The sequence below is a fragment of the Sulfitobacter sediminilitoris genome (assembly GCF_010667575.1).
In the GTDB taxonomy this organism is placed as follows: domain Bacteria; phylum Pseudomonadota; class Alphaproteobacteria; order Rhodobacterales; family Rhodobacteraceae; genus Sulfitobacter; species Sulfitobacter sediminilitoris.
In genome coordinates, this window is the sequence record NZ_JAABNT010000003.1 from 203399 (window position 1) to 229900 (window position 26502).

Here is a 26502-nt window from a genome sequence, read left to right on the forward strand (position 1 = left end):
GGGTATCCCCGGTCCGGGTCTCTGAAAGGAAAGACGATGTATAATTTCGATGTGGAACGACCCAGCACGATTCAGGATGCGGTCAAGGCCATGGGGCGGGAAGAAGCGCAACCCATGAGCGGTGGTCAGACCCTGATCCCGACGCTGAAAGCCCGGCTGGCGGCGCCTTCGGTTCTGGTGTCGCTCACCGGGATCGACGAGATGAAGGGCGTATGCCTTGATGACGAGGGCCGCGTGTGCATTGGCGGTGCAACCACGCACGCCACAGTGGCGCGCGAGGCAGAGGCCCATTATCCGGCGCTGGCATCTCTGGCCGCTCGGATTGGTGACCCTGCGGTGCGCAACCGTGGCACCATTGGCGGATCGATTGCCAACAATGACCCTTCTGCATGCTACCCTGCTGGTGCGCTTGGCAGTGGTGCCACAATCGTGACCAACAATCGCGAAATCGCGGCGGACGACTACTTCCAGGGCATGTTCGAGACAGCTTTGGAGGAGGGCGAGATCGTCACCGAAGTGAAGTTCCCAGTGCCCACAGCGGCGCATTACGAAAAGATCTTGCAGCCCGCATCCCGCTTCCCGCTGGTCGCGGCCTTTGTCGCAAAGTTCTCTGACGGTGTACGCGTGGCAATCACGGGGGCGTCAAACGATGGCGTATTCCGCTGGGCTGAAGCGGAGCAGGCGCTTTCGTCGAACTTCTCTCCCGATGCGGTGGCGGGTCTCAGCCTTGATGGTTCCAATATGATCAGCGATCTGCATGGGACCGGTGCCTATCGCGCACATCTGTGCGGTGTGATGACCAAACGAGCGGTCGCTGCGATCGGCTAACGCGCCCTAAAGATATCTGATGACAAGGCCGCGCTCCTGAAAAGGGGCGCGGTTTTTTGCTCTTGATATTGAATAACGGAACGGGTCTGACACAGATCAGTTGTGTCTATGACGCTGTCCGGGCGATTGCCGGACGTCATTCAAGGAACAACACGATGAATAGGCTGATCAAGTCAACGACCGCGCTAAGCATGAGCCTCGCGTTGGCGATGCCCACACACGTGACCGCGCAGGCCGATTTTCCAGACTGTCAACTGGACGGCAGCCAATTGCTTTTTCCCTGCGTGGTAGAGCGCGAGGTTTTCCGGCAGCCGGAGGAATTGGCAACTCTGATCGAAAACAGGGGCGTGACCTCCGAAGATACGCAGACGACGACAACTGAACAGGACGGTGAGCGCATTATCGCACCTTCTGCGCAAGAAGAAACCGAGGCCGCAAGGATTGCTGCGGAACAGGCACAGGCCGAAGAAGCTGCGCGCAGTGCAGCGGAGCAGGCACAGGCAGAGGAAGCAGCCCGGATCGACGCTGAACAGGCTGCAGCCGAAGAGGCCGCACGTATCGAGGCTGAACAAGCAGCCGCACAAGACGCTGAACGTGCTGCCGCTGAACAGGTCGAGCGTGATCGAATAGCGGCCGAACAGGCTGCCGCTGATGAAGCGGCGCGTGTGGCTGCGGCCCAAGCGCAGGCTCAGGCAGATGCGGGAGCCGCAGCGCAACTTGAAGCGGACCGCGCTGCGCTGGAAGAAGAACGCCGTGCCGCCCGCGAAGAAGAGCTGGCCGCTGCGGCGGCTGCGGCGGCTGCTGCCGAAGCAGGCAATGCAGAGGCTGCGGTCGTCACAGAAGAAGTCACAGAAGATCAGGTGCGCGCCTCGGATGAAGAGTTCGAGACAGGTGTGACAGGCCAGCAGGCGGCAAACTCCGGCGATGACGATGGATTGAGCAAGTTCGAAAAAGCCTTGTTGCTGGGTTTGGGTGCCGTAGTTGTCGGATCTATTCTCAAGAACGGCGACAAAGTTGTAAGCCGATCAGGTGACAGGGTTGTCGTAGAGGACCCCAACGGTGATCTGCGCGTGCTGAAGGATGACGATGCGCTGATCCGCCGACCAGGCGACGAAGTGCGCACTGAGACCTTTGATGATGGGTCTTCGCGCAATATCGTGACCAAGCCAGATGGATCCCGCATCGTCACCATTCGTGGCCGTGACGGCACAGTCTTGCGCCGTGTCAGCATTGATGCGCAGGGCAACGAATACGTCCTCTTTGACGATTTGCAGCAGGAAGAGCAGGTCGTCGTCAACGAACTGCCGCAGGTGCAACAGAATACGACACGCGTCAGCACCACGGATGAGGACGCCCTGCGCGCCGCCCTGCAGGCGGAGCTGAATGCGCAGCAGCAGGGGCGGTTCTCTTTGCGTCAGGTGCGCGAGATCAAACAAGTGCGAGCGCTTGCGCCCGAACTGGAACTTGATGCGGTGCGGTTTGCGACCGGATCGGCAGCGATCCAGCCTGAACAGGCACGCAGTCTTGCAAATATCGGTCGCACGCTGAGCGAGTTGATCGCACGTGATCCACGAACTGTGATCCTTGTCGAAGGCCACACGGATGCTGTTGGGGATGCGACCTATAACCTTGCGTTGTCAGATCGCCGGGCAGAGACGGTCGCGCTCGCATTGACCGAATATTTTGACGTGCCACCGGAAAACATGATCACGCAAGGATACGGCGAGGCAGCGCTTAAAGTACCGACACTGGAGGCCGAACCTGCCAATCGTCGTGCAGTGGTGCGTAACATCACATCGTTGCTGCGCTAAGCAACACATGACAAACAGAAAGCCCCCGCAACTGCGGGGGCTTTTGCATATCTGATCCTAGTCGTCGGAACGTTACTTGTTTGGCAGTGGCCCGATCAGCATCACCATCTGACGACCTTCCATCTTTGGAAAGTTCTCGACCCGACCGTGTTCCTTGGTGTCCTCGGCCACACGCTCAAGCAGTTCACGGCCCAAATTCTGGTGCGCCATCTCGCGGCCACGGAAGCGCAGGGTGATCTTTACCTTGTCGCCATTTTCCAAGAACTTGAAAACATTGCGCATCTTGACGTCATAGTCGTTCGTATCCGTATTTGGACGGAACTTGACCTCTTTGATCTCAATGATCTTTTGCTTCTTGCGGGCTTCGGCTTCGCGCTTTTGCGTCTCGTATTTGAACTTGCCGAAATCCATGATCTTGCAGACGGGTGGATTGGCATTTGGCGAAATCTCAACCAGATCAAGACCCGCTTCCTCGGCCATGTCCATGGCACGGGCAGGGGTGACTACGCCGACGTTTTCGCCGTCGGCACCAATCAGGCGGATTTCAGGGGAGCGGATGTTGTCATTGACGCGCGGGCCGGTGTCTCTTTGGGGCGGCGCGTTATGGGGTCTGCGAGCGATGGTGGTCGTCCTTTGATTGTTCACACTATTCGAGTGCGTAAGGTACTCGCGGCAAGAACCTTCTTCAAGCCGCTAAATTCCGCCTAAGGGACGTCACTTTATTTATATTCCCCTTGAACCTTTGGGGGGGGCTGCGCATTTGATCTATGAACGGAGCCCGCGTCACATGACTTGCGAGGCCCTTAAAAAATGGGGAAAGACGAATGAAAAATCTGGTTTGGATCATCGTTGCGGCGATTATCGCGGTCGGCGGATACATGCTGTACTCCGGCAAGTCGCCGACAGAGATTGCAACAGACGCATCTGAAGCGGTGAATGCGCCTGAAGCGCTGGAGGCGGCCAGTGAGGCTGCGGGGGATGCGGTTCAAGCGGTTGAAGAAACTGTCAGCGAAGCTGTCGAGGCCGCACAGGAAGCGGCCAGCGATGCAGCAACTGCGGTGACCGAGGCAGCCCAGGACGCAGGTGAAGCTGTGACCGAGGTCACCGAGGAAGTCGTGGATGCCGCCGCAGAGGCTGCGGCGGATGCAGGTGAGGCGGCTCAGAATGTCGTCGATACCGCGACGGAGACAGCCAATGATGCGGCAGAATCCGCAGCAGATGCCGCAAGCGATGCGGTTGCAGCCGTTTCAGAGACAGCGAGCGAGACAGCCGAGGCTGCTTCTGAAGCGGTCAGTGAAGCTACTGAAGCCGTGACGGGCACTGCGACCGAGGCTGTTGAGGCCTCCGAAGAAGCAGCCGCTGAGGCCGCAGAGACAGCAGAACAAGCAACTGAAGCCGTGACCGACACAGCAACCGACGCTGTTGATGCAACAGCCGAAGCGGCTGATGCGGCAACGGACACTGCGGCAGAGGCTGCTGCAGATACCGCAGAGGCGACTGAAACCGTGGTCGAAACCATTGCTGAGACAGCAACTGATGCAGCTGAAGCAGCGACCGATACTGCAGCGGAAGCAATAGATCAGACTGCCGATGCGACGGCAGAGGCCACCGAAGGTACGGTAGATGCTACGTCGCCCTCAATGATGGAAGAGCTTCTGACTGTTGACGGCTTCGATATGGATAAGGTCAGCGAGATGATCGAAAACTCAGACCTTGGTGCGATGCAGAAGACGACGCTCACACAGGCGCTGAAGGCTGCGCAGGACAATCCTGATGCGCTCAGGGAAATCCTGACGCGGTTGCGCGAAGCGTTGAACCTTTAATCGAGGGAATTGCCGCAAAAAGGCCGCGTAGGGTACTCCGGGCGCGGCCTTTTGGTGTTATTGAGGGCTGGATCAGCCTACGAATGCCTTTTCAACAACGAAATGCTTGGGGTCAGAGTTCGCCCCTTCTTCAAGCCCGAAGTCTTCGAGGATGGCCATGATATCCTTGTTGAAACCAAGGCTGCCGCAAACCATGCCGCGGTCTGTCTGAGCCGAGATACCGTCGATGCCAAGGTCTTTGAATACGGTTCCATCTTGCAGCAACGTCGTGATCCGGCCCATCTTGGGGCTCTCTTCACGCGTGGTTGTGGGATAGTAACGGATTTTAGCCAGATGGTCCGCGCCGATCAGTTCCTGCATCATCTCGTCGGACTTCAGGTCTTCAATCAACTGTCGTCCATACTCCAACTCTGCCACGTCGCGGCATGTGTGGGTGATAATGACTTCTTCGAACTTCTCGTATGTCTCCGGGTCCCGCAGAAGCGATGCGAAGGGCGCAAAGCCTGTACCAGTGGCGAAAAACCAGATGCGCTTGCCCGGCAGCAGCGCGTCATGGACAAGCGTGCCTACAGGCTTGGGACGCAGAATGATCTGATCGCCAGGCTGGATATGTTGCAGCTTTGAGGTCAGCGGGCCATCCTGTACCTTGATTGAATAGAACTCAAGCTCATCATCCCATGAGGGCGACGCGATGGAATACGCGCGAAGCAATGGTTTTTGCTTGCCCGTCTTGGGGTCGGGATCGCCCATAAGACCGATCATCACGAATTCACCTGAGCGGAAACGCAGCGTAGCTGGCCGGGTTACCCGGAAAGAGAATAGCCTGTCTGTCCAATGTTTCACCGAAGTGACGGTTTGTGCGTCTGGAAGGGTCGGGACGGGCTTGGCGGCGGCTTCGTTCACGGGAGTCTGCTTTGTCATAGTAAAAAGATGCGCAAGGTTGGCCCTTGCACCCTCACTGTTAGGGGATGGGAGAGTTCGGCGCAATCGGCGGTTACGCCGCAGGCTGTCCGCGCAATATCGACTGATAATCATGCGACTGCCAGTCAGCCCGGTACAGCCATTGGTCTTGGGGCTGGCGGGCGGCAATCTCGTCAGGCACTTCGACCTCGTCAAAGCCTGCGCGGCGTGCCATGGCGTATTGATCGGCAATCAGGTGCCCATGTGCACGCAAACGCCCCGAATACCCCCGCAGCCGTAAGGCGCGTGCGATGGTAAAGCCGCGTCCATCAGCAGCAGAGGGAAAGTCAATCCTGATCATTTCCAGCGTTTCACTCAGTTCCACATCGCCGGGTTGTGTGTCTGGGGACAGGTCGAGAGCGCGGCAGTCATTGGCCGCTCCGGCGGCGCAATAACCGTGGGTCCAGTCGTCGCTCACATAGCCGGTATCGTTGATCAGTTGTGTCATGTGCTTGCTCCTTGGCGGATCACCTTGCCATCGACAAAGTGGATGCCGCATTCGTTTTTGGATTGATTGCGCCAACGGCCGGCGCGGGGGTCCTCTCCGGGATGGACAGCACTGGTGCAAGGCGCGCAGCCGATGGATGGATAGCCACGCGCGACAAGCGGATGGCGGGGCAGATTGTTTTCTTCGATGTAGTCCTGAACGTCCTGCGCTGACCAATATGCAAGAGGGTTGATCTTGATCCGTGCAGGACCGCCATCGCTATGCGCTTCGGCTTCGAAATGCGGCAGCGTTGCGCGCTGGCCCGACTGAAAACGCTTGCGGCCCGTGATCCAGCCATCGAATTTCTGCAGTGCGCTTTGCAGCGGTACGGTTTTGCGCAGCGTGCAGCAGGCGTCAGGATCTGTACTGTGCAGCCTGCCATCCGGATCATATTGGGAGATTTCCGTGGCCCGGACGACCGTGATATGGGTCAACCCAAACTTCACCGCAACGTCGCGTTGGTAGGTCCGAGTTTCCGCGAACAGCATTTCGGTATCGATGAAGAGGATCGGCAGATCCTTTTTCACGCGGGACGCAAGATGCAGCAACGCCACTGACTCCGCGCCGAAGCTTGAGACAAGCGCTAGGCGCGGGATCGCCTCCACCGCGCTGCGGATCACGTCCTGAGCAGCGTGGTGCCGCATCTGGACGTTCAAACGCGCGGCGCGGGCGGTCAGGGCCCCAGGAGAAGTATTCCCGGCCGCTGAAGTCGTTTCGTGAGGCACAAGCGAAGGCGGTGCGTTATGCGGCATTGGCTTGTTCTTCCGGGTACAAGGCGGCTTTGAAAGGGGCCATGCCGATGCGCCTGTACGTCTGGAGGAAAGTCTCCTCGGGGACCGTGCGCAGATCGAGATACGCCATCACCAGCCGTTCAACGGCAGGAATAATCTCCGTTGCCGAAAAACCGGGCCCGGCCCGTTCCCCGATGGCGGCCTGCTCTGTCCCGTCTCCCCCCAGGGTGATCTGATAGTTCTCAACGCCTGCGCGGTCGAGGCCGAGGATGCCGATATGACCCACATGATGGTGCCCGCAGGCATTGATGCAGCCGGATATCTTGATCTTGAGCGGACCGATGTCATGCTCCAGATTCAATTCATCAAAACGCGTCGCGATCTCCCGCGCAATCGGAATGGAGCGCGCGGTGGCCAAAGCGCAGTAATCCATACCAGGGCAGGCGATGATGTCCGAGATCAGACCGATATTTGCCGTTCCGAGCCCTTCGGCCTTGAGCGCATAATAGATCGAAGGCAAATCACCCTTGTGCACATGCGGCAGGATGACGTTTTGTTCGTGACTGATGCGCAGTTCGTCGTGGCCATAGCGTTGGGCGAGCCCGGCCATGAGCCGCATCTGGCGTGCGGTGGCATCGCCCGGTGTCTTGCCATGTGCCTTGAGAGAGATTGTCACGATGGCGTAATCGGGATTCCGGTGAGGGGTCAGGTTGGTATCAGCCCAGCTGCGGAATAGCGGATCGTGTTTGTAGGCGCTGTGGTAGGGGGCGCTGTCCCCCTTCAGGAACTGCGGGGCCGCAAAATTCGCCTTGATCCGGGCCAGCAGCGTTTGATCAACACCAGTGAACTGGGGACGGATCAGGGCATAGCGTTCATCCACGCGGGCGCGGATATCCTCAATGCCGTTTTCATGCACGGTAATCTTGATCCGGGCCTTGTGCTTGTTGTCGCGGCGACCCAGCAGGTTGTAAACGCTGACAATCGCCTCAAGCGTGGGCAGCAGGTCCTCTTGCGACACGAAATCAAAAAGCACCTTGCCGATCATCGGCGTGCGCCCAAGGCCTCCACCTACAATGACCTCGAACCCGATCCGGTCCTCGCGCTTCACGGCGCGCAGGCCGATGTCATGGGCCTTGATCACGGCGCGGTCCGCTTCGGCCCCTGTCACGGCTACCTTGAACTTGCGCGGCAGGAACTGGAACTCTGGATGGTCGGTGGACCATTGGCGGATCAGTTCAGCGATTGGCCGGGGGTCCGTGACCTCGTCAGCGGCGGCACCGGCGAAATGGTCGGCGGTCACGTTCCTGATCGTATTGCCCGAGGTTTGGATGGCATGCATGTCCACCTCGGCCAGCGCGTCGAGCATGTCAGGCACATCGCGCAATTGCGGCCAGTTGAACTGAATATTCTGACGCGTGGTGAAATGACCATACCCCTTGTCCCACCGCTCGGCGATCAGGGCGAGCTGGTTCATCTGGCGACTGTTCAGGGTGCCGTAGGGAATGGCCACGCGCAGCATGTAGGCATGAAGTTGCAGATACAGACCGTTCATCAGGCGCAGCGGCTTGAACTCGTCCTCGGTCAGTGATCCGTCAATCCTGCGTTCGACCTGTGCGCGGAATTGTGCGTTGCGCTCTTTCAGAAAGGCCGCGTCGAAGTCAGTGTAGTGATACATCAGAATTGCTCCTGCTTGCCGTGTGCGTAGTTTGACGGTCCTTTCGCGCGGAAATCTTCGCGAAAGTGGACCGGGACGGGGACGGATCCATTAACAGTGACATCGGCGAGATACACACCGACGACTTTGTCTGACTGCGCCGAAGCCTCGATCAGGCGGAGATCGGCATCGGCCTCATCGGTGAGAATTTCGGCCTTGCTCAGATCGCGTGTCCAATTGTCTCCGGTGAGATAGACAACATCGCCTTCCAACAGGGCATTGGCGGTGATTACCTTTGGTGTGAAGGGTTTGCTGGGCATCAGGCCATCTCCTCAAGTTGCAGGGTGTTCGCGGCAAGGGCTGCAGCACGCGGCGCAAGACCGTAGAAAGTCAGCGCAGGGCCAGACATGTCTGCCTGTTCGATATCCTTTGCCATGTGGTTCAATGTGGTTTGAAGCACCCGTTGATTGGGTCTCGACGCGTTCTCGATCACGGTCACGGGGGTCATGCGGTCCGCGCCGTGCATGATCAGCCGGCCTTGGACAAAACGCGCTGACCTCTTGCCCATGTAAATCGCGGCGACCTCACCTGTTCGGGCAAGCGCAGCCCAATCATGATCGGCAAAACCTTTCATATCGTGACCGGTCAGGAAGCGGACAGACGCGTTGCGGCCCCGGCGCGTCAGGCTTTGTCCGATCGCCGCGACGGCAGCGGAAGCGGAGGTGATGCCCGGTACGATATGCCAGTCGATACCATGCAGACTGATTGCGTCGATTTCTTCGTCAAGACGGCCAAAGACCGTCGCGTCACCGGATTTCAGCCGAACGATCTGTGCCCCGTCCAGCGCGTGCTGTACAAGCAGCGCGTTGATATCGTCCTGATCTGTGGAGGGACCGAACCCTTCCTTGCCAACGTCAATCATCAAGGCTTCGCGGCGCGCAAGTTCGAGGATTTCCGGCGAGATGAGCCGGTCGTAGATCACCACGTCCGCTTCATCCAGCGCGCGCCGGGCCTTGAGGGTCAGCAGTTCCGGATCACCGGGGCCGCCACCGACAAAGGCGACATGGCCGGGGCGGGATATCTTGTGCAGATGCTGGCGCAGCAAACCTTCCAGCGCCGGCGCGAGGTGGTCTTCGCCTTCAAGCATCGCCTTGGGTCCGGTATCGAAATAGTAGGCACGCCAGAAATCCCGCCGCGCACGGCCAAAGGGCAGGGCATCGGCCATCTTGCGGAAAGACTTTCCGATCCGTGCAAGGGTGCCAAGTGAGGTGGGCAGGCGCTCTTCGAGGTCCGCCTTGATGGCCCGTGCGAGGACGGGCGCGGCGCCTTCGGTGCCGATGGCCACAGTTACGGGATCGCGGTCTACGATGGCAGGCGTGATGAACGCGCTGTCTTCGAGGTTGTCCACAATGTTGACCAGTGCCCCTTCTGCGCGGGCGATGGCCGCTGTACGAGCATCTTCGGCCGGATCTTCGTCGGCCGCATAGAACAGGGTCGCACAGAGCGTGTCGCCATGGGACAGGGGCCGACGTTGCAGGCGCAGCTTGCCCTGCGCGGCCCAAGCTTCAATCTCTGGTGCGGGAAAGGCCGAGAAGACAGAGATGCGAGCGGCTGTCTTTAACAGAAGGCGCAGCTTGGCAAGTGCTGCGTCGCCGCCGCCGGACAGGACGATATGTTGGTCTTTGGTGGCAAGGAAAATGGGAAAGTGATCCATCGGATAAGCCTGCACGTTTGGTAACTGATGGGATTGAGTTTAGAATATTGTTCCGATATTCCGCCAGTATCTGTCGAAGATAAGAACTAGTGTTCTGATTTAGGTGCGTGTCAGGGTGGACAGCCCAAAACTAGAGGGAAATTGCAGATGAACGTCCGGATAGATGAAACGGATCGGAAAATTCTGGCAGAGCTTCAGCGCGACGCGAGCCAGTCTCTGGATGATATTGCCAAGAACGTCGGCTCTTCAAAGACCCCGGTATGGAACCGGATTCGCAAGCTGAGGGAGGCGGGTGTGATCGGACAGCAGACCGTCATGCTGGATGCCGAGGCATTGGGGTTCGAGGCCTGCTTCTTTGTGCTGATCCGCACATCCGAACATGAAGCCGCCTGGCAGGCAAAGTTTCTCAAGGCTCTGCAGGACAGGCCCGAGGTGCAGGAAGCGCACCGGTTGGCGGGCGACATCGATTATATCCTGAAGGTGCGGGTGACCAATGCGCGGGCCTATGACGCCTTCTATCAGGCCCTGATTTCCGAGGTGCGGGTGCACAATGTCACGGCACTTTTGTCCATGGAGCAGATCAAGTCGACGGTGGCTTTGCCATTGTAGCGCGCGATCCGGCGGACGCGGCAGAGCCGCGACGATATTTATGGTGCGTGTGTCAGATGTGAGCCCTCTAGATCAGATGCTGATCCTATTGGATGGGTGAAGCGATTTTGCTGAGAAGGTGTTCAGGGCGCGGTGCGTCCTGAACGACCTTTTGCGAGGGTGATATGCGATTCGGACCGGCCTCAAGGACAAGCCGGGCTGCGCCCGGTCGCGTCCCGCGATCCTTGACCCCGATCCGAATCACGGCGTGATGATCAATCTGTCCAGCTTGTGGAAATGGTAGCTGTTGGAAAAGCACGGCGGCGCTGCGAGGCGCATACGAGGAAAGTGAGAGAAAAGTGCAGGAAGGGCGATCTGCAATTCCAGCCGTGCCAGTGGCGCGCCGACACAGAAATGCAGACCACCGCCGAAAGCTGCATGTGGTTTTGCGGGTCGGTTTGGGTCGAAGCGACGTGGCGCATCATAAAGCGCGGGATCACGTCCGGCGGCACCAAGGATCAGAGCGATTTCCTGATCTTTCTTGAGTGTGATCTCTCCAAGGTCGACGTCTTCGTAGGCAAAACGCGTGAAAAAATGAAGCGGTGGGTCAAAGCGCAGCAGTTCTTCGACCGTTGCGGCGATGTGCTCGGGGGCCAGTGCATTATGCGAGGTTTTGTGATCGAGCAACACCTTGGTCGCGTTGCCGATGCTGTGAACGGTTGCCTCGTGACCCGCGTTCAGCAGCAGGATGCAGGTGCCAATCAGTTCATCTGTGCTGAGCCGCGCACCGTGTTCCTCCGCTGCAATCAGTTCGGTGATCAGGTCATCTCGTGGATCGCTTCTGCGCTGGTCAATAAAGTCAGTCAGAAATTCTGTGAACGCGGCACTTGCGCGTTCGGCGGCATCTTCGGTCTCGCCCGTGCGACCGGCTTGGTACATCGCGACCATCGCGTTCGACCAGCGCAGCAGATCCGCTGACATCTCCTCTGGAACGCCGAGCAGGCGGGCGATGATGCGAACGGGGAGTTGCGTACAGAAAGTGGGAATGAGATCGAAAGGGCCAGAGTGGGGAAGGGTGTTCAGCAGTTCGGCGGTCACGCTTTCGATGTCTGGCCGAAGGCTTGCGATGCGGCGCGAGGTAAAGGCGCGCAGGACAAGACTGCGTAGTCGGGTATGACAGGGCGGCTCCATGTCCAGCATCGAATGGGCTTCGACCAAGCCCCAGGCCTTCAGATGGTCAGGAAAGGGCTGTTTCAGGTGTTCGGGCTTGGCCCGACCAAGACGGCGGTCTCGCAGCAGGCTTTGAATTGTTGCTGCGTCGAATGCGGCAAGCATGTTGTAGTCTTCCCAGAAGACCACTGGCCCCGCTGCACGGGCATAATCATAGAATGCATAGGGGTTCTGTACGAAATGCGGATCAAGCGGAGACTGTTGCAGCGTTTTCATACACTCAGACAGACCGTGCGGGGCTGGTCATTGCAAGGGGGCTGATGCAATCTGCAATCATGAAAGACGGATTGCGTCATCGGGTCGCCATCGTGTTGGCTTTTCTGGGCATCGTGCTGCTGCTGGCAGGTGGTCTTTGGCGCTATGCCTATCAGCAGGGGCTGTATCAGCTTGCGGCACGCGGGCAGGCCGATCTGGCGCTGGCGGGGGACCGGCTGGTGGGGCAATTGCAGCGCTACCGTGATCTGGCGGTCATGATGTCGGATCATCCCGGCATCGCTGCGGCGCTGGAGCGTGGCGCGTCAGAGAATACGGTCGATCTCTTGCTTGAGGTGGCCGACAAATCTGCGGCTTTGGATGTTCTGGTGCTGGGACCAACCGGGCGCATGATCACCTCAGCGTCCGGCACCGCGCCACGCGATTTGGGCCGCTACAGTCACGTAAAACGCGCCCTGCGAGGGGCCTTGGGCTGGGGGCATGGCCCGGCTGACCCTTTGACCCAACGCGCGTTTTTCCACGCGGCACCGGTCTTCGATGCGAAGGGCAAGGTGCAGGGTGCGGTGGTCGTGATCACTGATCTGAACGGGATTGACTACAATTGGCGGGGGACCAACCCGGCGGTGTTTTTTACGGATGCCGCTGGAGAGGTCTACATTGCCAACCGGTCAGAGCTGTTGTTCTGGTCAAGACCTGAGGGCAATCCCGGGTTGATCCCGCCGACCGGAGAGGCGCCAGACTTTTCCGCCAAGATGGTGGGGCCGCATGAAATCTGGCAATTGGGCTGGGGGCCGTACCTGCCGAAACAGGCGCTGCATCTGACGCAAGAATTGCCGGTGATCGGGATGACCGGCGAGGTGCTGCTGGACATCACGCAGACCCGTGCGCTGGCGTTTGCGCAGGCCGCAGCGGTTGCCGCCCTTTGCCTGGCCTTCGGATCGCTGCTGTTTCTGGCATCCGAGCGTCGAAGGACGCTGGCGGCGGCGAACCGGCAACTCGAAGCCCGGGTGGCCAAGCGGACGACGGCGCTGCGCGACACAAATGCCAAGCTATTGGCAGAGGCGGCGGAACGGGAAGAAGCGCAAGCGGCGCTGAGGCAGGCGCAGGATGATCTGGTTCAGGCCGGAAAGCTGAGCGCCTTGGGTCAGATGTCAGCGGGTATCAGCCATGAGTTGAACCAGCCGCTGATGGCCATCAGGTCCTTTGCGGACAACGCCGTTCAGTTCATGGAGCGTGGCAAGCCAGAGCGTGCGGGTGAGAATCTGCGCCGCATCTCGGACATGACGCAGCGCATGGGGCGGATCATCCAGAACCTGCGCGCCTTCGCGCGTCAGGAAAACATGGCACAGGATCGCGTGGAGCTCTGCGCGGTGCTTCAATCCGCGCTTGAACTGACCCGCGGACGCCGGGAGGAAGTAGGGGTGCGCGTCGTTTACAGGCCGCCGAACAAGAAGATCTGGGTGCGCGGGGGCGAAGTGCGACTTGGGCAAGTATTTCTCAATCTGATCACCAATGCGGTCGATGCGATGGAAGGACAGCCGGAGAAGGTACTGGAGATTGAGATCATGGCAGACGAGGCCGTGACAGTACAATTTCGTGACAATGGACCGGGTATTGAAATGCCCGACAAAGTCTTTGATCCGTTCTATACCACGAAACAGGTGGGCGAGACGGGCGGCATGGGACTTGGATTGTCAATCAGTTACGGCATCGTCCAGAGTTTTGGCGGGCAGATCAAGGGCAGCAATATCGAGGGCGGCGGCGCAATCTTCACAGTTACGCTTGAACCGGCCTTGGAAAATGCGGTGGCCGCATGAGCGGACAGGTTCTGTTGGTGGATGATGATGCGGCGGTGCGTGAGGCATTGGCGCAGACCTTGGAGCTTGCTGATTTGCTCCCGATCACAGCGGGGTCGTTTGTGGCGGCCAAAGACAAGATCACCGCTGGTTTTGAGGGCGTTATCCTGTCTGACATTCGCATGCCGGGCCGCGACGGGTTTCATTTGCTTGAATATGCGCGCAAGCAGGATGCTGATCTGCCCGTGATCCTGCTAACTGGAGAAGGTGATATTCCCATGGCGGTGGCCGCCATGGGGCAGGGCGCATTCGGTTTCCTGGAAAAGCCCTGTGCGCCGGCAGAACTGATTGGCACACTGGAGCGTGCGCTCAAGACCCGGGCACTGGTACTGGAGAACCGCCGCCTTCGGCATCTGGTAGAGACGGGCGATCCGGCGGCGCGGATGCTTTTCGGGACATCCGATCTGGCCGAAGGGCTGCGCGCACAGGTGCGTCTTGTCGCACAGGCCGATGGCGATGCGCTGGTCACCGGTGCCCCTGGGTCGGGCATATCCAAGGTGGCTGAGGTCATCCATCTAAGCTCTGCCCGATCGAAAGCACCGTTTGTAAAACGCGCTGCTGCCGGATTGACCTCAGAGGAATTGGACCGGGCCATGCAAGAGGCCGAAGGCGGCAGCCTTTTCATCGACGAGGTGTCTCATCTGCCGCCGCAGGTGCAACTGGCGCTGAGTGAGGTTGAAGCGGCGCAACAAGCTGTCTGCCTGATTGCCGGGAATACCCGTGATCTGGTCGTTGAGATCGAGGCGGGGCGTTTCAACGCCGATCTGTATTACAGGCTTGAGGCGTTAAGCGTGCGCATCCCTTCCTTGGCTGAGCGGCCCGAAGACATTCCAGTCATGTTCCGGCGTTATGTGGCTCAGGCAGCAGAACAGGCGGGCTTGCAAGCGCCCGAGGTCACGCCGCAGGTGGTGGCAGGGCTGATGGCGCGGGATTGGCCGGGCAATGCGCGTTCGCTGATGTCTGTCGCGATGCGCTTTGTCATGGGCCTGCCGGAAGGTGTCGTCCCGGATGCCACGATGGGGCTTAACGAACAGATGTCGATGATTGAGCAATCGCTGTTGGAAAGCGCGCTGCGCCGCGCAGGAGGACAGGCGAGTGCCGCCGCAGAAGCGCTCAAGCTGCCGCGCAAAACGTTCTACGACAAGCTTGCCCGCTACGGTCTTCGGGCGGAAGACTTTCGTGACTGATCTTGTGCGGATTTCCGCACATTAGGTCATTTGGTTGTGCGAATTTCCGCACAAACTGTTTTGGACAGCCTTGGGTGCCGGAATAAGGTACAACATAACACATTGATGTGCAGTGGATTTCTCAAACCGCCTCGATTTTCATCGCACCGGCTTGTGACCAGGGCAGCGGCGGCGTTCTATTGCGTCAGCGCAGGTGAACCCTGCCAAAAAACCGAATCCAATCTCTGGGAGGAGACCTGACATGAAATTCCTTACCGCTGCCGCATTGGCACTTTCCGTATCTGCCGGCGCTGTCGCCGCTGCCTGTGACGATGGTGAAATCGTCATCAAGTTCAGCCATGTGACAAACACCGACAAGCACCCGAAAGGCATTGCCGCGACGCTGCTGGAAACGCGCGTCAATGAAGAAATGAACGGCAAAGCATGTATGGAGGTCTTCCCGAACTCCACGCTTTACAACGATGACCAGGTGCTTGAGGCGCTGCTGCAGGGCGACGTACAGCTGGCCGCACCTTCGCTGTCGAAGTTTGAGCAGTTCACCAAGAAGTTCCGCATTTTTGACCTGCCCTTCATGTTCAAGAACATCAACGCCGTGGACGAATTCCAGAATTCTGAAACCGGTCAGGCGATGAAAGAAAGCATGACACGCCGTGGCCTGCTGGGCCTGGCGTTCTGGCACAATGGCATGAAGCAGATGTCGGCCAACAAACCGCTGCTGTCACCATCTGACGCCGCCGGTCTGAAGTTTCGCGTTCAGAACTCTGACGTTTTGAAAGCGCAGATGGCCGCAATGGGCGGCTCGCCCCAGCCGATGGCCTTCTCCGAAGTGTACGGCGCGCTGCAAACCGGCGTTGTCGACGGGCAGGAGAACACATGGTCCAACATCTATGGCCGCAAGTTCTTTGAAGTGCAGGACGGCGTGACCGAAACCAACCATGGCATCATCGACTACATGCTCGTGACCTCGACCGACTGGATCGAAAGCCTGGATGCCGACGTGCGTGACCAGTTCCTGACAATCGTGTCTGAAGTGACCGAGGCGCGGAACTCCGAGTCGTCCAAGGTTAACGCCGAAGCCAAGCAGGCGATCATCGACGCAGGCGGCGTGGTGCGCGAGCTGACCGCAGAGCAGCGTCAGGAATGGGTCGATGTGATGAAGCCCGTCTGGGACGAGTTCAACGCCGACGTGGGTCAGGAAAATATCGACGCCGCACAGGCGATCAACGCCAAGCATTAAGGGCGTAAGCGGCCAGCCTCTGAACAAGTGGCTGGCCGCATCCTTTAAAGCGCACAGTAATCTCATGTCTGGGGGGGCGAGACGATGAGCCACCAAGCCACTGAACAAAGTAGGCTTTCGCGTATCGTGAGCGAAATTGAGGAGACGGCGATTGCCATCATCCTCGGCCTGATGACCATCATCACCTTTATCAATGTGGTGCTGCGATACGGATTTAACACCGGTATTATCTGGGGCCTTGAAATGGTGACATTTCTGTTTGCCTGGTTGGTCCTGTTTGGCATGTCATACGCGGTGAAAGTCACCGCTCACCTGGGCGTTGATGCGATCATCAACATGTTCAGCGAAGGTCCGCGCAAGGTGCTGGCTGTGCTCACGGGGCTGGTTTGCATCGTCTACGCGGCCCTGATTTTCAAAGGCGCATGGGATTACTGGGCACCATTTGCAGGGTTGGACGCAACGTCCGGTCGCTGGTTCCCAACAGGATTTGAAAACAGCCGTGATCAGGCGTGGTACGAGGTGATCGACATCCCGATCCCCGACTGGCTGCGCTTTATCGAGCCGATCATGAACGAAGGTGAAGCTTACGAAAAACTGCCGCGCTTCATTCCCTATGCGATGCTACCTTTCGGCGCCGCTCTTTTGTTGCTGCGGTTCGTGCAGGCCACACTCAGAGTCGTTTCAGGCCGGCAAAAGACGTTGATCGTGAGCCATGAGGCCGAAGAAGCGGTCGAAGACGTCAAACACATGAACGCGGAGAGCTGAACCCATGGAAGTTGTCATTCTCTTCGCATTGGTCGTAGGCCTGATGTTGATCGGTGTGCCGATCGCCGTATCCCTTGGCCTGTCCTCAATCATCTTCTTGCTGGCGCTGAGTGATACGTCGCTTGCCTCTATCGCGCAGACGTTCTTTCAGGCGATGGCGGGGCACTACACCCTGCTGGCGATCCCGTTCTTCATTCTGGCCTCCAGCTTTATGTCGACGGGCGGCGTGGCGCGGCGGATCATCCGCTTTTCCATCGCGCTGGTGGGCCATCTGCCCGGCGGTCTGGCCATTGCAGGCGTCTTTGCCTGTATGCTTTTCGCCGCGCTCAGCGGCTCATCGCCTGCGACAGTCGTTGCGATTGGCTCCATCGTCATCGTCGGTATGCGCGAGGTGGGCTATACAAAGGATTTCGCCGCTGGCGTGATTGCCGTGGCAGGCACGCTGGGTATCCTTATTCCGCCATCTATCGTCATGGTGGTCTATGCCAGCGCCACGGATGTATCCGTTGGTCGGATGTTCCTGGCGGGTGTCATTCCCGGCTTGCTCGCCGGTCTGATGCTGATGGTGACGATCTACATCATCGCGCGGGTGCGGGACCTGCCGAAAGGGGATTGGCAGGGCTGGGGCGAGGTGCGCCGGTCCGGGATTGAGGCAGGCTGGGGCCTGTTCCTGATCGTGATCATTCTGGGCGGCATCTATGGCGGTATCTTCACACCAACCGAAGCTGCGGCTGTTGCGGCGGTCTATGCGTTCTTCATCGCGTCATTCGTATATCGCGACATGGGACCGCTGCACGTGGCCGGGGATGGTCAGAATATACCCTTGCTGACAAAGCCATTGGCGCTGGTCACGGTGTTTTTCCACCGCGATACACGCAACACCCTGTTTGAGGCGGGCAAGCTGACCGTGACGCTGATGTTCATCATCGCCAATGCGCTGATCCTCAAGCACGTCCTGACCGACGAGCAGATCCCACAGCAAATTTCGGCTGCGATGCTGGATGCGGGGCTGGGGCCGATCATGTTCCTGGTCATCGTCAACGTGATCCTGCTGATCGGCGGACAGTTTATGGAGCCGTCGGGGCTGCTGGTCATCGTGGCACCGCTCGTTTTCCCAATTGCCATCGAACTGGGCATCGACCCCATTCACCTTGGTATCATCATGGTGGTGAACATGGAGATCGGGATGATCACGCCACCTGTGGGCCTGAACCTGTTCGTCACGTCAGGGGTGGCGAATATGCCAATGATGAACGTGGTGCGGGCGGCCCTGCCGTTTCTGGCAGTGCTCTTCGTTTTCCTGATCATGGTGACGTATATTCCGTTCCTCAGCACATGGTTGCCGACGCTGATGATGGGACCGGAGATCATAACGAAATAGCGCTTCGTAGTGTGAGCAATGAAAGGCGGTGCATCAAAGCGGATGTGCCGCCTTTTGCTTGAATGGCACTGCGGTATTTTCGGCCAAACTGAGAAGGCCGGTGCCGCTTTGGAACCGGCCCAGGCGCGGGGTGCGGGCCAACGGACAGGCTTGGTCAGAAGCTGGGAGCGTAATTATCTTGGGACAGTATCTGAGATCAGCTCTTGGCAAGGGCCGCGACGATCGGGATGAAGTCCGCGGCCTTTAGTGAGGCCCCGCCGACAAGTGCTCCATCCACGTTTTCCGCCTCAAAAATCAAAGCGGCATTGTCGGCCTTGACCGAGCCGCCGTAGAGCAGCGGCACCGCATTACCAATCGTGTTGCCGTACCGGTGTACAAGTTCGGCGCGGATGTAATCGTGGACTTCGACGATCTGTTCCAGACTGGGGACTTTACCGGTCCCGATGGCCCAGATCGGTTCATAAGCAACAACCGTATTGGAGGCCGACACATCATCGGGCAGGGAGCCTGCCAACTGACCTCCGATGATATCAAGGGTGTTATTGGCCTCGCGGTCTTCCAGCGCTTCCCCGATGCAGATGATCGGCGTCAGGCCAGCGGCATGTGCGGCCTCTGCTTTGTTCCGCACATCGGCGTTTGTTTCCTCATGGGCATCGCGACGCTCTGAATGGCCAACGATGACGTAGGCGGCACCAGTGTCAGCAACCATTTCAGCAGAAATGTCACCTGTGAAGGCACCGCTTGCCTGCATGTGGCAGTCTTGTGCACCGATGGAAATTCCGGTGGTCCGGGTCGCTTCCACCGCGCGAAAAAGCAGGGGGGCGGGCGGACAGATCACCACTTTCGGCGGCTCTTTCGGTAAGTCAGCTGCCATGGCCGCCAGCTCGGCGAGGGCCGCGCTTGTTCCGTTCATTTTCCAGTTTCCGGCGGCAATCTTACGGCGCATGGGCGATCTTGTCCTTGGTGTGCCGACAGGTGGTAGCACCCGAGTCAGGCCAAGGCAACGCAGAGGGCTTCGCCAGACCGTCCCGACCTGTTAAACCGGACCCATGACACGTGAAAGGATCCCGCATGATTCCACGCATTGATCTGGCCGCTTTGACTGCACAAGACGATGACGCGCTGGCCGCCATGAAAACGGCCGCGACCGATATCGGTTTTGCCACCGTCCACAACACCGCGCTTTCAGCGGAACGGGTATCGCGCGTGATTGAAACGTATCGGGCGTTCTTCAAGCTGCCGGAGGCCAGCAAGGCCGCGTATGACATGGCGCGAACCGGATCAAACCGGGGCTGGGGGGCGTCGGGGTCAGAGCAGGTCGATCCAGATGCAAATCCGGACTACAAGCAAGTCTTCGATTGCGGTCTCACGCTGCCTGAGGGAGACCCCCGGCTGTTGAACCCGTTTTATGCGGCCAATCTTTGGCCGGTGGAGCCTGCTGATTTCAAGGATGTGATCAGCGCGTACTACGAGGACGCATGCGCTGTCGCGATGGATGTTCTGCACGGGGTCGCCGCATCTGTTGGCCTTTCAGCACGGACCTTTGAGGGGGCATTCGATGCGCCGATGGCGCTGCTGCGCGGTAATTACTACCCGGCGCGTCCGGCGCGGGCCGGGGCCAAGGACTTCGGGATCGCGACACACACGGACTACGGTTGCCTCACGCTGCTGGCCACAGATGGCTCATCTGGGCTTGAGGTGCGTAAGCGCGGTGGCGGATGGATCCCGGTGAGCGCGCCCCCCAGAGAATTCGTCATCAACTTTGGCGAGATGATGGAGATGTGGTCAGATGGCGTGATCCGCGCAACACCGCACCGCGTGGTCGGTGGGGTGGATGAGCGGATATCGGTGCCACTGTTCTTCAATCCTGCTTATGAGACGAACGTGGCACCGGTGGGTTCGAGCAGCGTTATTCTGGCTGGCGATCACCTGTCTGCCCGCTACAATGAAACCTACATCCATTTGAAAAAAGACTAGCGCAACGCGGCAAGCGCCCGGCGGGCCAAGGCTGCGGCCTCTTCGGCATCATCCATTGCCGCGTCAGGAAGGGACCAATATGGCATTGCAGATGCCGCGCCGTTCTTGCGGGTGTAGGTCCATTTCTCAGCGCCCATCTGTGCAAGCCTGTCCGCAAACGGGCCGTCCTGCGCTTTGAGCAGTATTTGCCCGTCCGACCGCACAACGGCAAAAATCAAGCCGTCGGAATAGAGGCCCAGACCACCAAACATCTTGCGTGTCGTCAGATCAGGGATGTCTTGAAAAAGCTCGCGCGCAAATGCGGTATCTGCTGCGCTGAGGCTCACTTGGCGGTAAGCGCCTCGTCGAACTTGATCGATTCACCGCAGCCACATGCTTCGGTCACGTTTGGATTGTTGAACTTGAAGCCTGACTCCAACAACGTGGTTTCATAATCGATTTCAGTGCCGAACAGAAACATCTGCGCCATCGGAGCGATCATCACGCGTGCGCCGTCCTGTTCGACGACCTCGTCGTTCGGATCGGCATCGTCCACGTATTCCATCGTGTATTCCATGCCCGCGCAGCCGCCTTTCTTGACGCCGATGCGCAGGCCCGCGTGGCCCTTGTCAGTCATCAGTTTGATGATCTGCGCTGCTGCTTTTGGCGTGATGGTGACGGCCTGTTTTCCGGGAATACCGAACATGTGATTGCTCCTTTGGCGCAAAGCCTAACATGGCCGCGCTCAAGTTCAAATGGCGCTACATAAAGCCCAGTTCAAGACGCGCCTCATCAGACATCATATCCATGCCCCAGGGCGGCTCCCAAACCAATTCAACATTCACTTGCTTTACGCCGGGCAGGGGTTCGACGGCGTCCGCAACCCATCCCGGCATTTCACCCGCAACCGGACAGCCGGGGGCGGTCAGCGACATCTTGATGTCGACGGCGTTATCATCCGAAATGTCGATGGTGTAGATAAGGCCCAGTTCGTAAATATTCACAGGGATTTCAGGGTCATAGACCGTACGACAAGCCTCGACGATCTGTTCGTAAAGCGGGTGATCAGTCGAGGAAGGCGCAATCAGTGGCGTGCCTTCCATTGGCTGTGATTGTTCGGTCATGCGGGCCTCGCTATAAATCTTAGTGTTTATATAGGATTTGTGTCCGCCCGCGTCCAGTGGGACCGCGGACGTTTCATTTGGGCCATGCGCCTCACCATGGTTCCAAGACGCGGGGAAAACGCTATCAGTCGTTTGGCCTGACGCGCGCGGCGCTTTTGTCGGCGAATGCCGCCAGACGCGCACGCGCGTCAGGCTGGGTGTTGACGACCCCAGCGACCACAGATTCCGCATAAGCGGCGTCCAGTGCCGACATGTTTTGCATGTGGCTGACTGCCGAGCAGATCGCAAAATTTGAAAGCGGCAGGTTCTGTGCCGCCTTGCGAGCAACCTCTAATGCCATGTCAAAGCTTGATCCTTCGGTGAAATACTGCGCCAACCCAACATCGATCGCCTCTTGCCCCTGATACACGCGGCCCGTCAGCATCATATCGATCATCCGCGCCTTTCCGACCAGATCTGTCACGCGGATCGTCGCGCCGCCACCGGTGAAAAGGCCGCGCTGCCCCTCTGGCAAGGCAAAGTACGCGGTTTTGTCCATGACCCGGACGTGTGCCGCACTTGCCAGTTCCAGTCCGCCACCCACAACGGCCCCTTGCAGCGCCGCGATGATGGGGACGCCGCCATATTCCATCTTGTTGAATGCTTCGTGCCAGCGCAGGCAGACGTGCATGAAATCGGCAGGGCTGCGATCCTCATCGTGGTGTTCAATCAGATCGAGGCCCGCACAGAAATGGTCACCCGATCCCGCCAGCACAACTGCCCGTACCCCAGCGCGCGGAGCGGTTGAAAAGAAGTCGACAAGTTCTTCGATCGTGTCAACGTCCAAGGCATTGCGTTTCGAGGGGCGGTTCAGCGTGACGATCCAGACATCGTCTTCCTGACGTTCAAGTGCCAGATTTGTGTAGCGGGATGTGTCAATCTGAACTGTCATGGGGTTGGCCTTTGCATTTATTGTCTTGTGATTGTGTCCGATGCCGGACAAATCCGCCGTACCCAAGGAAACCCCGTACTGCAAGAACGAAGCACCGACACCAAGGCCGGACACAGCGCCTATGTGGATTTGCGTTTGCGCACAGGCTGCGGTTTCACCCTTGCCTCGATCTCGTCGTACAGCTTGCCGACAATATCCTTGCCGGTCGCTTTCTCAATGCCCTCAAAGCCTGGGGACGAGTTCACCTCAAGCACCTTGGGGCCGGACTCTGAGCGCAAGAGGTCTACGCCTGCCTTGCCCAGACCAAAGGCGCGGGCGGCGCGGACGGCGGTGTCACGCTCTTCCTTGGAAATGCGGACCACTTTGGCTGATCCACCCCGGTGCAGGTTCGAACGGAAATCTCCATCAGCTCCGGTGCGCTTCATGGCTGCGACGACTTTGCCTGCGATCACAAGGCAGCGGATGTCTTCGCCAGCGGCTTCCTTGACAAAGTCTTGCACCAGAAAGTTCGCTTTGAGGCCCCTGAAGGCATCGATCACGGACTCGGCTGCTTTCTTGGTCTCGGCCAGAACCACGCCTTTACCTTGGGTCGACTCCAGTAGCTTCACGATCAACGGGGCGGTGCCCACAAGGGCCATCAGGTTTGATGTGTCCTTGGGAGAGGCTGCAAATGCAGTGGTTGGCATCCCGATGCGCTTGGAGGCCAGTACTTGATGCGCATGCAGTTTGTCCCGGCTTGCGGTTATCCCGGCAGAACCGTTCACGCAGTAGGTGCCGATGGTTTCGAACTGGCGGATCACAGCGGTACCATATGGCGTGATCGAGGCGCCAATGCGGGGTATCACGGCATCATAGCGTGGCAGTCGCTTTCCATCATAATGAACTTCTGGCGCCATGGCATTGATAGCCATATAACAACGGGTTGTATCGATGACTTCAACCGTGTGGCCGCGCGCCTCACCGACCTCAACCAACCGGCGGGTGGAATAATTGTCCTCCCGACTTAGCACTGCGATGCGCAACGCACGCTTGGGGGCCACCCGGCGCACGCGGGCATCATGGTACACATCGTAGCTGAGTTCGGGCTGCAAACGCCGTTCTGTGGCGGAGATGGTTATATGATCGGCCAAGGCCTGACGGCCCAACAGCATCCGGCTGTTCATTCCAGCGCGATTGGTCAATGTGACCTCAATGGGCCAGCTTTGGCCATTCACGTCCAGCGTGGTTTGGATCACATAGCGCTGTTCGCTCTCGCCATTCGAAGAGGTTACCTCGCGACGGTCCACAAGCGGTGCAGAGCAGGTGATGGCAATGTCTTCGCGCCCGGCGATAGGATGCACGTTAAACCGCACTTTTGGTTTCGCCGCGGGGCCAAATGTTTCAATATCATGCGCGTGCAGCGCAGAGGTGCGCGCGCCCGTGTCGACCTTGGCCCTGATCGCGGGCAATCCGAGTTCGGGCAGCGCCACCCATTCTTCCCAGCCAAATGTCAGTTCATCCATGTGCCGCACCCCTGTATTGGAAAAGATGGGGTAACAGGCGGGCCGGGCAAGCTCAACAGTGTGTTAATTGTCGTTGATATCGTGCGTGACAATTCTCGCACCGCTAGACTGTTTGCGGAAGGCTGCCTTGAGCACGATCCACGCGCCAAGCGACAGGATCGCAAAGACAGCCAGTAGAGCGGCAACATTTGTAACATCGAGAATCGCGACTTCATTAAAGGAAATCACAGCACTGTCCGTTCTGGACATTATCGCCACGATACCTGCCATGATTACGGCGCCAATCGCGAAGCCCAGAAAAATGAAACCGGGGGCAAGCAGTTCGACCACGCCAAGCCCCAATGCGATGCAGATCCAGATCCACCAAAGCGACAGATAGTCTGCCATCATGTGCGTCCTTTCAGAAGTTTGAAGGCATCACCAAAGGCGGCAAGCGCCTCTGCCGGGACGATCACGGTCTGATTGCCCGCACCGCTGCTCATCGCACCTACGGCCTCGACCTGTTTCAGGGCGATTTGGTACTGTGCGGCCTCAAGGCCATTCTCATTGATCGCGGTGGCAACAACTTGCGTGGCATAGGCTTCCGCGTCGGCCAGCACACGGCGGGCCTTGGCGGTTTGCTCAGAGGCATAAAGTTCGGCGTCCGCGGCCAGTTCAACCGCGCGTTTCGAACCCTCAGCCTCTGTTACCTGCGCACGGCGGGCACGTTCTGCGTTCAACTGCTGCATCATGGCCGCGCGGGTTGCGGCATCAAGATTCACGTCCAGAATCTCGGCGCGTGTCACTTCGATACCCCAATCGTCCACCGCGTCTTCGACGCTGGACTTGATCGTGGTAATCAATTGGCTGCGGTTGGCCTGCACTTCGTCAAGGTCCATCTTGCCGATCTCGGCACGCACGATACCAGCGACCGTTGTGGAAATCGCCGAATCCACATCGCGGATCCGGTAAACCGTCTTTTCTGGCTGGATGATACGGTAGAAGACGGACGTATCGACCTGAACCAGAACATTGTCGCGGGTGATGGCGTCCTGACTGGCGGTGGGCAGCTGGCGTTCCAGAATGGAAATCCGGTGGGCCACCCGGTCGATGAAGGGGACAATCATATTGATACCCGGCCCCAAGACCGCCCGCAGGCGGCCAAAACGTTCGACGACATGTTGCTCAGACTGCGGTACGATCTTGACCGCCTTTACGATCAGGATCACCACGAGCGCCGCAAGCAGCAGCCAAGCAAGGTTGTTTTCCAATGCGTTCAGAAGGAGCGCTTCAATATCCACTATGTCTATCCCTTTTTGCCTTTATACCCCCAATATGTGGGTATTTTGACAGCTAATTGCAAGTTTTCTCCCGCTGCGTTAGGGCCTCTGCAAGGCGAGACAAGGACATTATCGTGACGGGCATCACATTCGAGAAAACAGGTCAGGACGGCAAGGCACGAACCGGTGTGATCCACACCACGCGCGGCGACATTCGCACGCCTGCGTTCATGCCCGTGGGGACGGCGGCGACGGTGAAAGCCATGATGCCCGACAGCGTGGCGGCCACCGGGGCGGATGTCCTTCTTGGCAATACCTATCACCTCATGCTGCGCCCGACAGCCGAGCGGATCGACCGTTTGGGCGGGCTGCACAAGTTTATGAACTGGGACAAACCTATTCTGACGGATTCAGGCGGGTTTCAGGTGATGAGCCTTGCGTCCCTGCGCAAGCTCACAGAACGCGGCGTGACCTTCAAAAGCCATATCGACGGCTCCAAGCACGAGATCACGCCGGAACGGTCGATGGAGATCCAGCGGCTTTTGGGCTCTGACATCGTGATGTGTTTTGACGAATGTCCCGCCTTGCCGGCGGACCGTAAGCGAATTGCCGAAAGCATGGAATTGTCCATGCGATGGGCCGCGCGATCAAAGGAAGCTTTCGGTGAGCGTCCCGGTCACGCGCTTTTTGGTATCCAGCAGGGTGGACTAGAAGAAGACCTGCGCCAGCAATCTGCAGAAGCGCTGCGCGAAATCGGCTTTGATGGCTATGCTGTAGGCGGTCTGGCTGTGGGAGAGGGGCAAGAGGCGATGTTCGGTTGTCTGGATTATGCCCCGGACCAGTTGCCCGAAGACAAACCCCGCTACCTGATGGGCGTGGGCAAGCCCGACGATATTGTCGGCGCCGTGGCGCGGGGGATCGACATGATGGACTGCGTGCTGCCCTCACGCTCAGGCCGGACGGGGCAGGTGTTCACGCGGCTTGGCGTGCTGAACATCAAGAACGCCCGGCACATGGATGACCCGCGTCCCTTGGACGAACACTGTGGTTGTCCTGCCTGCAGGAACTACTCGCGTGCCTACCTGCACCATGTTTTCCGCAGTCAGGAGATCATCAGCTCGATGCTGCTGACGTGGCATAATCTGCACTATTATCAGGACATCATGGCTGGCATGCGGGACGCTATCACGGCGGGTACCTTTGCGGCGTGGCAGTCAGAATTTCACGCCACTCGGGCTCAGGGTGATGTCGATCCGGTCTAGGGC

Annotated in this window: 27 protein-coding genes; 11 read left to right on the forward strand and 16 right to left on the reverse strand. The window is 58.7% G+C overall.

All coding sequences use genetic code 11. The features are described 5' to 3' along the window. Positions 1–36: 36 nt before the first annotated feature. The gene (locus GV827_RS06540) at positions 37–828 is read left to right on the forward strand and encodes an FAD binding domain-containing protein (RefSeq protein WP_164352988.1); all 792 of its coding nucleotides are present in this window, start codon (positions 37–39) and stop codon (positions 826–828) included. A gap of 155 nt (positions 829–983) precedes the next feature. Beyond that, entirely contained in the window at positions 984–2639 is a 1656-nt protein-coding gene (locus tag GV827_RS06545; protein WP_164352989.1) for an OmpA family protein, read from the forward strand. A 72-nt stretch (positions 2640–2711) separates the two neighbouring features. Here GV827_RS06545 and infC read toward each other — a convergent pair whose 3' ends face one another. Then, entirely contained in the window at positions 2712–3284 is a 573-nt protein-coding gene (infC, locus tag GV827_RS06550) for a translation initiation factor IF-3 (protein ID WP_164352990.1), read from the reverse strand. 179 nt (positions 3285–3463) lie between these two features. On the opposite strand from infC, the gene GV827_RS06555 reads away from it, so the two are divergent. Continuing rightward, entirely contained in the window at positions 3464–4462 is a 999-nt protein-coding gene (locus tag GV827_RS06555; protein WP_164352991.1) for a hypothetical protein, read from the forward strand. A gap of 72 nt (positions 4463–4534) precedes the next feature. On the opposite strand, the gene GV827_RS06560 is transcribed toward GV827_RS06555, so the two are convergent. The 6 genes from GV827_RS06560 to cysG form a co-directional block, all read right to left on the reverse strand. Next, on the reverse strand, positions 4535–5383 hold the full coding sequence (locus GV827_RS06560) for a ferredoxin--NADP reductase (RefSeq protein WP_164352992.1): 849 nt from the start codon (positions 5381–5383) through the stop codon (positions 4535–4537). A 73-nt stretch (positions 5384–5456) separates the two neighbouring features. Continuing rightward, positions 5457–5870: a DUF934 domain-containing protein gene (locus GV827_RS06565; RefSeq protein WP_164352993.1), complete on the reverse strand. Its 414-nt coding sequence runs from the start codon at positions 5868–5870 to the stop codon at positions 5457–5459. Continuing rightward, on the reverse strand, positions 5867–6661 hold the full coding sequence (locus GV827_RS06570; RefSeq protein WP_164352994.1) for a phosphoadenylyl-sulfate reductase: 795 nt from the start codon (positions 6659–6661) through the stop codon (positions 5867–5869). The genes GV827_RS06565 and GV827_RS06570 overlap by 4 nt, the downstream gene beginning before the upstream one ends. Further along, positions 6651–8315 (reverse strand): nitrite/sulfite reductase, encoded by a 1665-nt coding sequence (locus GV827_RS06575; RefSeq protein WP_164352995.1) that lies wholly within the window; start codon positions 8313–8315, stop codon positions 6651–6653. The genes GV827_RS06570 and GV827_RS06575 overlap by 11 nt, the downstream gene beginning before the upstream one ends. Next, on the reverse strand, positions 8315–8614 hold the full coding sequence (locus GV827_RS06580) for a DUF2849 domain-containing protein (RefSeq protein WP_164352996.1): 300 nt from the start codon (positions 8612–8614) through the stop codon (positions 8315–8317). The genes GV827_RS06575 and GV827_RS06580 overlap by 1 nt, the downstream gene beginning before the upstream one ends. After that, the gene (gene cysG / locus GV827_RS06585) at positions 8614–10008 is read right to left on the reverse strand and encodes a siroheme synthase CysG (RefSeq protein WP_164352997.1); all 1395 of its coding nucleotides are present in this window, start codon (positions 10006–10008) and stop codon (positions 8614–8616) included. Before cysG ends, GV827_RS06580 begins: the two co-directional genes overlap by 1 nt. A gap of 147 nt (positions 10009–10155) precedes the next feature. On the opposite strand from cysG, the gene GV827_RS06590 reads away from it, so the two are divergent. Continuing rightward, positions 10156–10617, forward strand: a complete 462-nt coding sequence (locus GV827_RS06590) for an Lrp/AsnC family transcriptional regulator (RefSeq protein ID WP_164352998.1) — start codon at positions 10156–10158, stop codon at positions 10615–10617. Positions 10618–10857: 240 nt separating this feature from the next. Here GV827_RS06590 and GV827_RS06595 read toward each other — a convergent pair whose 3' ends face one another. Further along, on the reverse strand, positions 10858–12042 hold the full coding sequence (locus GV827_RS06595) for a cytochrome P450 (protein WP_164352999.1): 1185 nt from the start codon (positions 12040–12042) through the stop codon (positions 10858–10860). 59 nt (positions 12043–12101) lie between these two features. Between GV827_RS06595 and GV827_RS06600 the strand changes: the two genes are divergently transcribed. The 5 genes from GV827_RS06600 (at position 12102) to GV827_RS06620 (ending at position 18465) form a co-directional block, all read left to right on the forward strand. Next, positions 12102–13856, forward strand: a complete 1755-nt coding sequence (locus GV827_RS06600) for an ATP-binding protein (RefSeq protein ID WP_204325758.1) — start codon at positions 12102–12104, stop codon at positions 13854–13856. Then, complete coding sequence (locus GV827_RS06605; protein ID WP_164353000.1) at positions 13853–15082, forward strand: sigma-54-dependent transcriptional regulator; 1230 nt, start codon at positions 13853–13855, stop codon at positions 15080–15082. Before GV827_RS06600 ends, GV827_RS06605 begins: the two co-directional genes overlap by 4 nt. 241 nt (positions 15083–15323) lie before the next feature. Continuing rightward, the gene (locus GV827_RS06610) at positions 15324–16319 is read left to right on the forward strand and encodes a DctP family TRAP transporter solute-binding subunit (RefSeq protein ID WP_164353001.1); all 996 of its coding nucleotides are present in this window, start codon (positions 15324–15326) and stop codon (positions 16317–16319) included. 84 nt (positions 16320–16403) lie between these two features. Continuing rightward, positions 16404–17084, forward strand: coding sequence for a TRAP transporter small permease (locus GV827_RS06615; protein WP_164353002.1), 681 nt, complete (start codon positions 16404–16406; stop codon positions 17082–17084). A 4-nt stretch (positions 17085–17088) separates the two neighbouring features. Beyond that, positions 17089–18465, forward strand: a complete 1377-nt coding sequence (locus GV827_RS06620; protein WP_164353003.1) for a TRAP transporter large permease — start codon at positions 17089–17091, stop codon at positions 18463–18465. A 196-nt stretch (positions 18466–18661) separates the two neighbouring features. On the opposite strand, the gene tpiA is transcribed toward GV827_RS06620, so the two are convergent. After that, on the reverse strand, positions 18662–19411 hold the full coding sequence (tpiA, locus tag GV827_RS06625; protein WP_164353004.1) for a triose-phosphate isomerase: 750 nt from the start codon (positions 19409–19411) through the stop codon (positions 18662–18664). A 125-nt stretch (positions 19412–19536) separates the two neighbouring features. On the opposite strand from tpiA, the gene GV827_RS06630 reads away from it, so the two are divergent. Next, the gene (locus GV827_RS06630; protein ID WP_164353005.1) at positions 19537–20442 is read left to right on the forward strand and encodes an isopenicillin N synthase family dioxygenase; all 906 of its coding nucleotides are present in this window, start codon (positions 19537–19539) and stop codon (positions 20440–20442) included. Here GV827_RS06630 and GV827_RS06635 read toward each other — a convergent pair. The 7 genes from GV827_RS06635 to GV827_RS06665 form a co-directional block, all read right to left on the reverse strand. After that, complete coding sequence (locus GV827_RS06635; RefSeq protein WP_164353006.1) at positions 20439–20768, reverse strand: TfoX/Sxy family protein; 330 nt, start codon at positions 20766–20768, stop codon at positions 20439–20441. The two genes, GV827_RS06630 and GV827_RS06635, sit on opposite strands and share 4 nt — an antisense overlap. After that, positions 20765–21127, reverse strand: a complete 363-nt coding sequence (locus GV827_RS06640) for a HesB/IscA family protein (RefSeq protein WP_164353007.1) — start codon at positions 21125–21127, stop codon at positions 20765–20767. Before GV827_RS06640 ends, GV827_RS06635 begins: the two co-directional genes overlap by 4 nt. A 55-nt stretch (positions 21128–21182) precedes the next feature. Then, the gene (locus GV827_RS06645) at positions 21183–21545 is read right to left on the reverse strand and encodes an SUF system Fe-S cluster assembly protein (RefSeq protein ID WP_164353008.1); all 363 of its coding nucleotides are present in this window, start codon (positions 21543–21545) and stop codon (positions 21183–21185) included. Between the two features lie 124 nt (positions 21546–21669). Next, complete coding sequence (locus GV827_RS06650; protein WP_164353009.1) at positions 21670–22476, reverse strand: crotonase/enoyl-CoA hydratase family protein; 807 nt, start codon at positions 22474–22476, stop codon at positions 21670–21672. Positions 22477–22595: 119 nt separating this feature from the next. After that, a complete protein-coding gene (gene rimK, locus GV827_RS06655) occupies positions 22596–23978 on the reverse strand; it encodes a 30S ribosomal protein S6--L-glutamate ligase (protein ID WP_164353010.1) in 1383 nt (460 codons plus the stop codon). A 63-nt stretch (positions 23979–24041) separates the two neighbouring features. After that, positions 24042–24365: an NfeD family protein gene (locus GV827_RS06660; RefSeq protein ID WP_164353011.1), complete on the reverse strand. Its 324-nt coding sequence runs from the start codon at positions 24363–24365 to the stop codon at positions 24042–24044. Then, positions 24365–25258, reverse strand: coding sequence for an SPFH domain-containing protein (locus GV827_RS06665; RefSeq protein ID WP_164353012.1), 894 nt, complete (start codon positions 25256–25258; stop codon positions 24365–24367). The genes GV827_RS06660 and GV827_RS06665 overlap by 1 nt, the downstream gene beginning before the upstream one ends. A 113-nt stretch (positions 25259–25371) precedes the next feature. Here GV827_RS06665 and tgt point away from each other — a divergent pair, with 113 nt between their 5' ends. Next, positions 25372–26499, forward strand: coding sequence for a tRNA guanosine(34) transglycosylase Tgt (gene tgt, locus GV827_RS06670; protein ID WP_164353013.1), 1128 nt, complete (start codon positions 25372–25374; stop codon positions 26497–26499). Positions 26500–26502: the final 3 nt, after the last annotated feature.

What these genes read in the sequence shown, in the direction of transcription:
- cysG (WP_164352997.1), bottom strand. Translation starts at nt 10,008, where the DNA reads ATGGATCACTTTCCCATTTTCCTTGCCACCAAAGACCAACATATCGTC.
- GV827_RS06660 (WP_164353011.1), bottom strand. Translation starts at nt 24,365, where the DNA reads ATGGCAGACTATCTGTCGCTTTGGTGGATCTGGATCTGCATCGCATTG.
- GV827_RS06575 (WP_164352995.1), bottom strand. Translation starts at nt 8,315, where the DNA reads ATGTATCACTACACTGACTTCGACGCGGCCTTTCTGAAAGAGCGCAAC.
- GV827_RS06605 (WP_164353000.1), top strand. Translation starts at nt 13,853, where the DNA reads ATGAGCGGACAGGTTCTGTTGGTGGATGATGATGCGGCGGTGCGTGAG.
- GV827_RS06650 (WP_164353009.1), bottom strand. Translation starts at nt 22,476, where the DNA reads ATGACAGTTCAGATTGACACATCCCGCTACACAAATCTGGCACTTGAA.
- GV827_RS06595 (WP_164352999.1), bottom strand. Translation starts at nt 12,042, where the DNA reads ATGAAAACGCTGCAACAGTCTCCGCTTGATCCGCATTTCGTACAGAAC.
- GV827_RS06570 (WP_164352994.1), bottom strand. Translation starts at nt 6,661, where the DNA reads ATGCCGCATAACGCACCGCCTTCGCTTGTGCCTCACGAAACGACTTCA.
- GV827_RS06590 (WP_164352998.1), top strand. Translation starts at nt 10,156, where the DNA reads ATGAACGTCCGGATAGATGAAACGGATCGGAAAATTCTGGCAGAGCTT.
- GV827_RS06580 (WP_164352996.1), bottom strand. Translation starts at nt 8,614, where the DNA reads ATGCCCAGCAAACCCTTCACACCAAAGGTAATCACCGCCAATGCCCTG.
- GV827_RS06645 (WP_164353008.1), bottom strand. Translation starts at nt 21,545, where the DNA reads ATGACCGAACAATCACAGCCAATGGAAGGCACGCCACTGATTGCGCCT.
- GV827_RS06615 (WP_164353002.1), top strand. Translation starts at nt 16,404, where the DNA reads ATGAGCCACCAAGCCACTGAACAAAGTAGGCTTTCGCGTATCGTGAGC.
- GV827_RS06640 (WP_164353007.1), bottom strand. Translation starts at nt 21,127, where the DNA reads ATGTTCGGTATTCCCGGAAAACAGGCCGTCACCATCACGCCAAAAGCA.
- rimK (WP_164353010.1), bottom strand. Translation starts at nt 23,978, where the DNA reads ATGGATGAACTGACATTTGGCTGGGAAGAATGGGTGGCGCTGCCCGAA.
- GV827_RS06540 (WP_164352988.1), top strand. Translation starts at nt 37, where the DNA reads ATGTATAATTTCGATGTGGAACGACCCAGCACGATTCAGGATGCGGTC.
- GV827_RS06565 (WP_164352993.1), bottom strand. Translation starts at nt 5,870, where the DNA reads ATGACACAACTGATCAACGATACCGGCTATGTGAGCGACGACTGGACC.
- GV827_RS06620 (WP_164353003.1), top strand. Translation starts at nt 17,089, where the DNA reads ATGGAAGTTGTCATTCTCTTCGCATTGGTCGTAGGCCTGATGTTGATC.
- GV827_RS06600 (WP_204325758.1), top strand. Translation starts at nt 12,102, where the DNA reads ATGAAAGACGGATTGCGTCATCGGGTCGCCATCGTGTTGGCTTTTCTG.
- GV827_RS06560 (WP_164352992.1), bottom strand. Translation starts at nt 5,383, where the DNA reads ATGACAAAGCAGACTCCCGTGAACGAAGCCGCCGCCAAGCCCGTCCCG.
- GV827_RS06545 (WP_164352989.1), top strand. Translation starts at nt 984, where the DNA reads ATGAATAGGCTGATCAAGTCAACGACCGCGCTAAGCATGAGCCTCGCG.
- tpiA (WP_164353004.1), bottom strand. Translation starts at nt 19,411, where the DNA reads ATGCGCCGTAAGATTGCCGCCGGAAACTGGAAAATGAACGGAACAAGC.
- GV827_RS06555 (WP_164352991.1), top strand. Translation starts at nt 3,464, where the DNA reads ATGAAAAATCTGGTTTGGATCATCGTTGCGGCGATTATCGCGGTCGGC.
- GV827_RS06610 (WP_164353001.1), top strand. Translation starts at nt 15,324, where the DNA reads ATGAAATTCCTTACCGCTGCCGCATTGGCACTTTCCGTATCTGCCGGC.
- GV827_RS06630 (WP_164353005.1), top strand. Translation starts at nt 19,537, where the DNA reads ATGATTCCACGCATTGATCTGGCCGCTTTGACTGCACAAGACGATGAC.